The following is a 10,327-nucleotide window of genomic DNA, read 5'->3' on the forward strand; positions in this document are numbered from 1 at the left end:
TCTGAAAGAAAAGAACTTAACACAAAAACAGGCTAGTCAACTTTTGAAAATGACTCAACCAAAACTGTCTAAACTCTTAAGTGGAGAATTTCGAGGAATTAGTGAAATGAAAATGCTTGAGTGTTTGGCAAAATTGGGAAACGATATAAAGATTATTGTTAATCCGAAAGAAGTTAAAACACTTGAAGGACATTTTGAAGTTGTTTTTTCTTCTTAAACTTCTTTATGATTAGCTTTTTATGGTCTATTCATACATGGCAATTGTTTATAAAAAATGGTCAAATGAATCACGTATAAAAGTGTGGATTCTTGAGTGGATTCATATAAAATAATTACAAACAAACTATTGACTTTATTGTATTTTTGTTTATAATGTCCTTCAACAAGTGTAACCATCCGACGACCGTTTTCAACATCAATGCTCCCTTCATCACTGTAATAATCAAGATCATTATGGTGAACACCTTCATGAGAGCTACCATCCCTTGCCCAATCTGCACTCAGCTCTGTCCAATGAGATTTGGGAAACATCTGCTTAGCTACTTCTAACGGCTTGCGGTCTACATACCACAAACGTTGCGCATCGGTTAAATTCGGTTGCACCGCTGCACTATCCCAAACCATCTTTAACGGGTCTAAACGCGTAATTACCGGTTCACCATCGAGGCTGTTCTCATAATCAAGCCGTGTATCAGTCCACCCCATGCCGCAGATAACCGCATCTTGGAAAGCATCACTATCAGCGTATTCTGCATGCGCCATGTCCCGAAACCATTCTGCCGCACCGGTAAGCAATTCACTAGGCAATGCCTTCCCTACTTGACGGGGAATAAACTGCACTTCGCGCTTGTTATTACGCTCTGACCCCACAACGGCATTGACCAATGGGGCAATACGATTAAAGGTCATAACGGGGCGGCGTTGCTTTTTTAACGCCGATAAATCTTCTTCATTCCATTGATCACCATTGTAAAAACCAAAATCCTCCCGCGCATGTTCACGCCATTTATTCACATGCTCCACATCTTCTTTGTACCAGCTCACAAGCTTGCGAAATAAGCCTTCTGTCGACAAATCTGATGCGTTACTTTCTTTATCTAAATGCTCTTCATCATACATCATTCTGCCATCCATGAGGTACTCTCATATTCCGTTCTGCCGCTATAAGCTGGTCGCTTTTGTATTTCTTTTGGTGGTTTGTATGAAATACACATCAGTCCAAAGGCATCTGCCCCATGACTGGACCAATCGTGCTCTGCTCCCAAGCCAATATTGCGCTTCTCATCCCATTTCTCGTGATACCAGTTCAGTGCCTTACGTCCTGCTACCGTCGTCTTTTCATTAAACCAAACAGAAGGCAAAACACGGCGGACTGTTTCTATACGTATCTTAACAGCTCCTGCTCCCTGATTAGGGATAACTTTTGTTTGAAAGCCTGCCTGTTTAAGAGCGCTCTCAAAACTCACATTGTGCACACGGTCTCTGGTTGCCCCATCATGGGGGAGAACCATCAATGCCTTCTCATAACCATTTTGACGCAACCAACCGATATGCTCTGACAACGGTTGTCCCTGTGCTTCGTAATAATCAAGCACTCTGATCTCTCTACCAACAAATTGCGCTATCCATATCGCTGTGGCATCTGCCTTGGCGCCCGTGCCCCCAATATCCCAAAAGGCACGTATCTGCATTAAAGGATCACGAGCAACGCGCCCTATCCGCCCCTCTTGCTCGGCTGCCAACATTTCCTTTTGATAATAAGCGCCTTGAACCGCTGTAAGATAAGCCCCTTCCCAGATATGCTTATAGGTCTCTGGACGGTTTCTCAGATCATCAAGCCGCGCTTCATTCAAGATCTTGGGAAACTTCGGGTTGTCTGACCAGTTGATCTCAACACGTTTGATTGCCTCATTGTCTGAAAAGCGAAACCGCTTCTCAACGGGGGCATTCTCTCGCAACGGGTTCCATGTCACCCATAATTCTGCATTCCAATCTTTTCCTTCTTCACGCAAAGTCGGTATAAGCGTCTGCCAAGCCGTCTCTGTAACGGGCTCTGCCTCATCAACCCAACAAAGCAAAATCCGCCCCATAGACTTGATACTGGCTATATTGCGGTCAAGACCAGAAAACTGAAAGGCTATACGACCATCTATCGACTTAATCGACGACTCCCCAACCTTGTAATAGTCCTTTAAAAAGTCGTGCGCTTCAATGACGCGTTTAATCTCCTCCAATGAACTTTCTGCCAAAGAATTCTGAAACTGACGTGCACAAAGTATAGTGCCCGATATCCCTTGCATACCAAATTGATAGCCTTTTAAAGCAGCCATCAAGGCAAATGATCTTGTCTTTCCAGACCCTCGTCCACCCCAAGCAGCACGCACCAAAGCCTTATCTGTAAAAATCGGTATAAGCTTTGGAACAATACTAATCTGTCGTGTTGTCATTGACCAAAGGCGCGATTTCTACACGCGTTATCACCTTAATGGCTCCCCCATCTTCACCTGTTACCTGTAAAGGCAACACCTTACCAAGCAACGCTAAATAAGCAGCGGGGCATTCCATAGCCTGTTTTTCCAAATAAGAAATCAAACCATCCTTGCCAATTTTATTCCCAGCATTCTCAGCAGCCTTAACCACTGCTTCTTTTAAAATGCGCGTCATCTTATTCGGAACGCCTTTGACACGCCCTTGACCTGCCTTTGGGGGTATACGCTTTTTAATGGGTTGTGGAGCCTGCTGTGTATTTTCTGATGTCATAAAATACGCCCTCCAGATAATAAAAAACCCCGCATTTGCGGGGATTCCAAACTGCACTGTCCCTCGTTTAGATACAATACGACCAAGTACAGTGCTGTCATTAAATACGATTTGCTACACTTTGTCAACACTAAAATAACACATATTGATAATTTCAAAAGGAATCAGTTAAACAGCACTTATGAATAATTAAGGGTTCAAAATGATGAAATCATTATCCATAACACGCATCATAACATTTATAGCTTTCTTTTCTATATCAGCGCTACCTGCATCAGCGTCATTTGGATTTATAGACAAATTGACGCGTATGTTTACAAGTGTAGATACTATAGAGAAGTATAATCAACTTTACAATAAATACGTAAGTGAATCATATATTGGCTCTATGCATTCTGAAAAGGTACGCAAAGCAGAAGAACTTTCACTCAGAAATGGCGGAGAATATTCATTTTTTAACAAGGAAGATATATTGTATCGTCACATATCAGTTGTTGGTTGTGCATCCCTTATGAGTTTATTGCGGGGTGATTATAATAAGGAGATGTCGCAAATGGATCTACCCAATGTAATAAAGCGTTTACGCGATGAATATGATTGGAGTGAAAGAGATTTTATGTGGGCATACGACGTGGTCAATGATAACGAGGATCCAATGATTTATTATGCAAAAAAATTTATGACGGCTATAGATAAGCGTTACGATTTCAGAAAAGAACAAGTAGATAACATAGTATCTCACGTGAAAACAAATGATCATAAATGGTTAAAGGAACTCAGTGAACATTGCGGAAACTTACGAAGGATATACTATATAATGCAACCGTAATAGAGCTTGTCATTTACGATCAAAATGTTTCTGAAGCACGTTAAGAGCAACACGTAATGAATTCACAAGGTGTGGTAGCATTTGATCTTCTATAACGAGGCACTGTAGCGCTGCATAAAGGTTATATTGTCTATAGAGGCATTGGGCTTCTTTTAGTGCCTCTTGCGTGTTTATAAACTGCTCTGTTGCAAATTCTACCCATTTATCTCTTGCCTTATCATCAGATGATGATGGCATTTCGTCATAAATTGCATTAGGCAAGCCTTTTGCGCAAAGGTAATTATTCCTTATCTGTAAATACTGTTGCGCGGCGTCATATTGCTCTTGTGTAAGCACGCCTTGTAAACAAAGCCGCCCTATATAAGACCCAGAAAGTGGATTTTTTGCCTCCTGTAGCGTTAAACCGAAGCGCTTTGCACGCATTTCTATTGCCAATTTATCAACGGCTTCACGCGGTGCTTTTGCACGTGATATACGTCCGTTTGGTTCTCTTACCTGCCCTGCTATTTTAGGGCGTCCCCTTTTTTTATTTTTTTTCATAACACCGCCTTTTATTTAAAAAGGAACACTGTCATTCATAACGGTATGGGGCGTATCAAGAGGTCTGTAAATGCTTCTGTCATAAGCAGATGACTGATCTTGATTATCATCATTTTTGCCATCTAAAAGCTTTAACTCGCCTTTGTACTGAGGCAATATGACTTCTGTTACATAGCGATCAACACCGTTTTTATCTTGCCATTTACGGGTTTGTAGTCGCCCCTCGATATAAACTTTGCTGCCCTTATTCAGATACTGGAGAGCTATTTTTGCAAGATGTGGATTAAACACCACAATGGAATGCCATTCGGTTTTGTCTACTTTCTTATTGGTTGCCTTGTCTGTATAGCTCTCAGACGTTGCCATTCGAAAATTGACCACCTCGATGCCAGATGACATTGTTTTGCTTTCTGGATTGGCACCTAAATGACCAATTAACATCACTTTATTAAGCATTTGCTTTCTGTCCTTTAATGGAAAATAGTACTTAGAACAAAACATAACTCACAACTGATGGTAGTATAACACATTATGGTGTATTTTTACAAACAGAATTTATCATAACACACTGAATCTACAGTATGAATCCCATTTTTATTTTACTTAACAGCTTGCATTTTGATACGTTTTGTGCAATAAAGAGATGTTCTTTTATATTTCGATTGGTTATTTTAATCGTTTATTTGGATCGCTAGCTGTTTTGATAATAAAAGCCGTGTCTTAAAGGACGCGGCTTTTTTTATGTAAATTCTAAGCAACATAAATAAGGGGCGGAGGGTATCTTCTGGTCGTATAGACTTTTCAAAGCTTAGAAGAAATGTATCTATTCAAGCTTACACCATTTTCGGCAGCTTGTATTGCAAGTTTTCTATGGAGTTCTGGTGGGATTCTTAATTGAAACTTACCACTATATTTACCATGCGACAAAGGCACAGGAACTTCTTCTCCGTTATGTTGCATGTCCTCAACAACTTCTGAAACAAGATCCATAATGCCTTTTAAAGCCTTCTCTGCTTGAGATGCTAACCATGAAAGGGATGGGAATTCTGCACACAATCCGACATATTCCTGATCTTCTTGCGACCACAAAACACGATATGTATAATGATTACTGTTCATGTTTTATCCTTTCTATCGCTTGCAATACTTGTTTGACTTGGTAGGCTTTTGCCTTATTGCCAGAATCTTTTTGAATATTCACACGCGGGTCACCAAGCCACGGGGTTTTAAACACAAAGTGACTCGTACCACTGTTCCGTGGTTCTCCAAAAAAATGTACACACACAGCCAACAAATCTGAAAACTTAATGTTCCTTGGTGATGCTTGCATCAAGCTGATTATTTTTTCAACTTTATTGTTCATAACCAATAATAGTATCACTATTAATCCTAGTCAATCATTTTATAAACCTTCCCAGTTAATCATTTTAAACCTTCCTAGTTAATCATTTTAAATCTATTGAATAGAGGCTTTTATGTATACAAGAAAAACTATCAGAAAAAGTTTTGTTGCGTTAAACAAAAAAAGAAAGCCGTGTCTTAAAGGACGCGGCTTTTTTGCTATAAAGCAGCCCCCCGCGCCGTTATTTTATTTACGCTGCTTTATTTTCAACAATCTTTACAACGGTATCGTTTTCATAAATTTCACAATCTTCAGGAATTCCATATACATAGTAAATGTTTTGCTCAACATATGAATAATCATTTCTTTTTAATCTTGCATTGCCATGTACCAAACCTCTAATGGTGTGATAACCAGTCACTTTAGCATTGCCATAAACAGAACCGTAGACCTTAACATACCCACCCACGCTAGCATTGCCATAAACCTTGCCATAAATTTTTGAAGAGCTACTTACAACAGCATGATCATAAACCTCAGCCTTGCTATAAATGCGTGCACTTCCTGTTAATTTTGCATTCCCATAAACCCTTGCATATTGATAAACCCACACCTTATCAGAAAGATGCGCATTATCATAAACATGAGCTCCAAAATACACGCGGGTTTTATCATATACATGCGCATTGCCATAAACAAAACCACCAATGACAGCGTTGCCATATACCCTTGCATTTTCATAAACACGACCAGATTTTACAACACAAGCATTATCATAAACCCAGCAATTGCCATCATGAGAAAGGTTATCTTCCTTTTCAATAAAGCCGCCTAAATCACCAGCTTTAACATCAGCAAAGTCTTTTAAAGCACGAATGCGGTATAAAGTAATCCCTTTAACGTGACTTTCATTTATAAGCTCATATTTTTTAGATACATTTTTAGTGGTCATAGGTAGCTCCCTAATCTAATATTCAAACAAATTTTTAAATGAAATGGTTATAAGGAGGCGCCCCCGCCGCGCCCGCGCCGTTATTTAAGCTGTTTTCCTATGAGGACGACACATAACAAAGCAAATTTCACCATAAGGAGAAAGGCGTTCTGTATAAACATTATTCATTGTGTCACCACAAATATTCTTAGTAACAATAGCCATGCCACATGCATTGGCATTTTCATAAACATGCACTTTACTTACAATTTTTGCACTATCGAAAACATGGGCATTATCATACACATGGGCATTGGCAAAAACCTTTGCTGAATCGTAGACGCGAGCATTACCATATACAAAACCACCAACACCTGCATTGCCATAAACCTGCGCATTTTCGTAAACACGACCAGGGCTCACAACAATGGCCTGATCACCAACCCAGCAATTACCATCATGGGAAAGATTTTCTTCAGATTCAATATAGCCACCAAGTTGACCAGCTTTAACATCACCAAAATCTCTTAACGCCTTAATGCGATAAAGTTTTTTACCCTCACGAAGAATTGTTTGATTGGTGAGTTGATATTTTTTGACAGAATTCTGCATAATAAATCCTTACGAAATTAGGTTTTTAATTGACAGCCCATAAGGGCGCCGGGCGCTAAAAACACGGTCGTAAGTCCGCCGCTATACTTTCCCCTCGCGAAGGGTATTGTATGGTATAGCTACACCCGACAAAATCGTTATATGCCAATGATAGCATAAAAGAAAGTCAGTATTTTGAAGATGGGAAAAACCTTACGTGGTTTAACCGCTTACGATTAAGTGTTTTTAGCACTTGCCAACCTTAATAAACGAACCTTTCCTTAATGTCAATACGTATTTTTTATTTTTTTCACTTTTTTTCATTTTGATACCTACCTAATTGAATACCAAGTGCTTTTAAATTTTACTTTTGGTTTTTAGTATAAAATGTAGTGCGTAAATGGACATGTTTATTAAACTGCGTGTATGCAACATGAGAAAGAATGAATAAACTAAAAAAAAGTACCAAATAACGATATCTAAATACCAAAATACAGTATAACTATTTGGAAAAATTAAAACGACAAGTGCTAAACTTATTAGCTTTAAAAGTCTGTGCAAATACTGTTGTAAATCACGTGTTAATGTCTTCCAACCTGTTGTATTGCCACGTTTGTATTTTGGATTGTTCTGCAACTCAAAAGGAATATGAGAATTGCATAAAATTACAAAAATATTTGTTATTATTATCAAACCAAAAGATGCAAATATCAAAATACCTTGGATAAAATAGGGATTTTTTTTAATTCCTAGAAAGCATAAAAATATAAAAATTATAATACCAAACAAGGCTCTTAGCTGCTTATCTGTAAACATATTTATTTCCTGCGGTTTTCGATAATTTTTTGATCTCTTTATTGATCTCGTCTATAAGAGGTTCGTAATTGAGAACGCTTTTCGGAATACCACCCCCATATATCCAAGCTTTCACTTGCGCCTTGGTACTGTAATCAACATTCTCAGGCATCTCATGATACTGACCACCGTCAAATTCTTCGTATTCTCTTGTGCCATCATCATATTCGTAAAGGTTATAAAAATGTTCTGCTACCCCTAATCCCCATGGTGCATGCCCCACCGCCGTTGCAACCCACTTTTTTTGCCGTTTCTGTTTACGTTTTTTTAAAAACATCTGGTTTAATATCCCCTATCTAAATCCATAACTTTACCAATGGGTTTATTTGCCTCAAAATGGACCGTACAGAAGCGTTTTTAATTTCAATGTGGTTTTTATCACAAAATCTTTAAATCGATCTGTACGGTGCCTTTCTGTCAATTTAAACGCATCTCTATTCTCAAAATCATCAGCAAATTTCACTACTTTGCTGTTTTTTCGGATCCTTTTAAATACGATTTCATGACTGATGCTCCCGAAAAAAGCTCTATTTCTGATCCATAAGTGTCTTTAAGCGTAGATCGCTGTTGGGGGTATGCTAAATCTTTCTGAAAGCTTATTTGCGAAATTGTTTGATGATGATTTATAGCATGCGGTTGCATATAGTTTTTCCGTTTCTAATTTTTTGTGTTTCTTAATTACCAATCCATATTCTGGATGCGTAATCCAATTATCCCAAGCGCTTTGCCAATCGCGTTCATTTGCATTTCGACATGGGTTGGATTTTGAAAAGCGTACAAATTTTTCAAATTCTGATAAGGCTTCATCATGCGTTAATCCTTGTTCAGTTGCGTATTGAAAATCGGGTTTGAAATCTTCTAGTATTCTTTCAACGTCTTGTTTTTCGCTTGTTTTCTTAGTTTCTTCAAAAAAGTTTGCTTTCTCTGGAAAATAAGCAGGCATCATCGTGTCAAAGATTTCTGAAAGTTTTTTTCCAACCTTTTTAACTTTTCGTGAAGGCAATTTCGCAATCATCGCTTCGTTAATTTGCCATCGGTTGTTAGCTTCGTTTGAAAGATTGATATTTTGCTCGCGAATGATTGGTTGTTTGGTTTCTATCGTTTTGATTTGTTCTGATTGAACATCATCACACTCGATTGGCTCGTCAACAAAATCGTTTGTTTCTAAATTTTCAAAATCAATTTCTCTTTTTGATAAAATAATATTTTTATTTTTTTTGTTATTGTTAATGTTATTGTTATTGTACCCTCTTGAAGAATCTTCAAGACATCTTGAAGAATCTTGAAGACTTCTTAAAGAATCTTGAAGCTCTCTTGAAGATTCTTCGTGGTTTTTATGTTTTCTAGTATTGGCGGCTTTTGCTGCTCTTTCTGCAAACTTATTTAAAGTTTCGTCTGAATTTTTTAATTCTTCTTCAACATCTGAACACCACAAATGACCATCTTCTGAAAGAATAATGTGTCCAGATCTAAATAAGTAATCTAATGCCTTCTGAAATCTTTTTACTGAACAACACGTAAAATGAGATAATATTTGCGCATCATTTACAAGAGGCTCTCTAGTGCGCAACATTTGCAATCGCAATCGCATATAAACATTGCCTTCAATTGCGGGTAAACAAGCAAGATCAAGAAGCCACTTGTCTGCAAAAAGCCTCGTCCATGGCAACTTAGTTGACATACTTCACCTCCCTTTCTTTATTATTATTGCAAGTGAAATTATCTAGCTCTTCAGTGACGTTATTGAGTTCTTTTTCAACTTCTGAATTCCACAACCCACCATTGTCTAAACGTATGATGAATCCACCTTCAATCAAGGAATTCAAAGCTGCTTCAAACTCTTCTACTGGATAACCAACCCAAAAAGCTAATACCGTTAAGTCCTTTAAAATAGGTTCACCAGTATGGAGCATTAGAAGTCGCAACATGACATAGATACATTTCTCGGTCGGCGACAAACAACCAAGAGTAAGAAGCCATTTGTCTGCAAAAAGCCTCGTCCATGGTAATTTAATGGACATACCCCAATTCCCTTTCTTTAACTAAATATAAAATTGCTAAAGCATCTGCTTCGTTATCATCTTTCGGATTGTGCCCTTTTGCACGCACCGCCTTAATCATCTCTTCTTTCGACGCATTCCCCTTGCCTGTCGTCGCTTTCTTAATCGTACTTACTGGTATCCCCTCATACGGTATCTGATGCTGTTCACACCACGCCGTTAACGTTGCTAACAAACCACCGTAAACATGCGCTGCATCTGTACCTTTATGACGCCTCACCTCTTCAAAATACACCACGTCAATTTGACCTGCTGTCTGCTTTATTTCTGATAGCCATTGCTTAAAGCGCAAGTAACGCATTCCACCGCCTTCAAAACGGCGCGATTGAAAATTCACGGTACCACTGAACATGTCACCACTTGCACCACGTATCGCCCACCCCGTTTTGGTACCTAGATCAAAACAAAGAATCGTGTTA

The 10,327-nt window shown here is 38.6% G+C and carries 15 protein-coding genes and 1 pseudogene; 2 read left to right on the forward strand and 14 right to left on the reverse strand.

What is annotated here, in order from left to right; genetic code table 11:
* The coding region (locus PVV63_RS09180; protein WP_273791596.1) for a helix-turn-helix domain-containing protein at positions 1-217 on the forward strand (217 nt) is incomplete at its 5' end.
* Positions 218-374: 157 nt separating this feature from the next.
* Here the strand turns inward: PVV63_RS09180 and PVV63_RS09185 are convergent.
* The 3 genes and pseudogenes from PVV63_RS09185 to PVV63_RS09195 all read right to left on the reverse strand — a co-directional run.
* Positions 375-1,134: pseudogene (locus tag PVV63_RS09185) on the reverse strand (portal protein); the annotation flags it as partial.
* Complete coding sequence (locus tag PVV63_RS09190) at positions 1,119-2,447, reverse strand: PBSX family phage terminase large subunit (protein ID WP_273791597.1); 1,329 nt, start codon at positions 2,445-2,447, stop codon at positions 1,119-1,121. The gene PVV63_RS09190 and the pseudogene PVV63_RS09185, both read right to left, overlap by 16 nt.
* Positions 2,428-2,760 (reverse strand): hypothetical protein, encoded by a 333-nt coding sequence (locus PVV63_RS09195; RefSeq protein WP_273791598.1) that lies wholly within the window; start codon positions 2,758-2,760, stop codon positions 2,428-2,430. The genes PVV63_RS09190 and PVV63_RS09195 overlap by 20 nt, the downstream gene beginning before the upstream one ends.
* Positions 2,761-2,962: 202 nt before the next feature.
* Between PVV63_RS09195 and PVV63_RS09200 the strand changes: the two genes are divergently transcribed.
* Positions 2,963-3,589: a hypothetical protein gene (locus tag PVV63_RS09200; protein ID WP_273791599.1), complete on the forward strand. Its 627-nt coding sequence runs from the start codon at positions 2,963-2,965 to the stop codon at positions 3,587-3,589.
* A gap of 9 nt (positions 3,590-3,598) precedes the next feature.
* Here the strand turns inward: PVV63_RS09200 and PVV63_RS09205 are convergent, their stop codons facing one another.
* The 11 genes from PVV63_RS09205 to PVV63_RS09255 form a co-directional block, all read right to left on the reverse strand.
* Entirely contained in the window at positions 3,599-4,129 is a 531-nt protein-coding gene (locus tag PVV63_RS09205) for a hypothetical protein (RefSeq protein ID WP_273791600.1), read from the reverse strand.
* A gap of 15 nt (positions 4,130-4,144) precedes the next feature.
* Positions 4,145-4,585, reverse strand: a complete 441-nt coding sequence (gene ssb, locus PVV63_RS09210; protein ID WP_273791601.1) for a single-stranded DNA-binding protein — start codon at positions 4,583-4,585, stop codon at positions 4,145-4,147.
* Positions 4,586-4,930: 345 nt separating this feature from the next.
* Positions 4,931-5,248, reverse strand: coding sequence for a type II toxin-antitoxin system HicB family antitoxin (locus PVV63_RS09215; RefSeq protein ID WP_006590330.1), 318 nt, complete (start codon positions 5,246-5,248; stop codon positions 4,931-4,933).
* Entirely contained in the window at positions 5,238-5,510 is a 273-nt protein-coding gene (locus PVV63_RS09220; RefSeq protein ID WP_273791602.1) for a toxin HicA, read from the reverse strand. Before PVV63_RS09220 ends, PVV63_RS09215 begins: the two co-directional genes overlap by 11 nt.
* Before the next feature lie 211 nt (positions 5,511-5,721).
* Positions 5,722-6,423 carry a hypothetical protein gene (locus PVV63_RS09225; RefSeq protein WP_273791603.1) on the reverse strand — a complete coding sequence of 234 codons (702 nt, stop codon included), beginning with the start codon at positions 6,421-6,423 and terminating at the stop codon, positions 5,722-5,724.
* An 84-nt stretch (positions 6,424-6,507) separates the two neighbouring features.
* Positions 6,508-7,014 carry a hypothetical protein gene (locus tag PVV63_RS09230; RefSeq protein WP_120100860.1) on the reverse strand — a complete coding sequence of 169 codons (507 nt, stop codon included), beginning with the start codon at positions 7,012-7,014 and terminating at the stop codon, positions 6,508-6,510.
* A gap of 336 nt (positions 7,015-7,350) precedes the next feature.
* Positions 7,351-7,809 carry a hypothetical protein gene (locus PVV63_RS09235; RefSeq protein ID WP_273791604.1) on the reverse strand — a complete coding sequence of 153 codons (459 nt, stop codon included), beginning with the start codon at positions 7,807-7,809 and terminating at the stop codon, positions 7,351-7,353.
* On the reverse strand, positions 7,796-8,125 hold the full coding sequence (locus tag PVV63_RS09240) for a hypothetical protein (RefSeq protein ID WP_273791605.1): 330 nt from the start codon (positions 8,123-8,125) through the stop codon (positions 7,796-7,798). Before PVV63_RS09240 ends, PVV63_RS09235 begins: the two co-directional genes overlap by 14 nt.
* Before the next feature lie 273 nt (positions 8,126-8,398).
* The gene (locus PVV63_RS09245) at positions 8,399-9,529 is read right to left on the reverse strand and encodes a hypothetical protein (RefSeq protein WP_404977287.1); all 1,131 of its coding nucleotides are present in this window, start codon (positions 9,527-9,529) and stop codon (positions 8,399-8,401) included.
* Positions 9,519-9,869, reverse strand: a complete 351-nt coding sequence (locus PVV63_RS09250) for a DUF1376 domain-containing protein (protein ID WP_273791607.1) — start codon at positions 9,867-9,869, stop codon at positions 9,519-9,521. The genes PVV63_RS09245 and PVV63_RS09250 overlap by 11 nt, the downstream gene beginning before the upstream one ends.
* Positions 9,859-10,327: crossover junction endodeoxyribonuclease RuvC (locus tag PVV63_RS09255; RefSeq protein ID WP_273791608.1), on the reverse strand; the 469-nt coding region annotated here is incomplete at its 5' end. The genes PVV63_RS09255 and PVV63_RS09250, both read right to left, overlap by 11 nt.

It is taken from the genome of Bartonella sp. CM31XJBT, from assembly GCF_028618555.1.
Taxonomy (GTDB): domain Bacteria; phylum Pseudomonadota; class Alphaproteobacteria; order Rhizobiales; family Rhizobiaceae; genus Bartonella.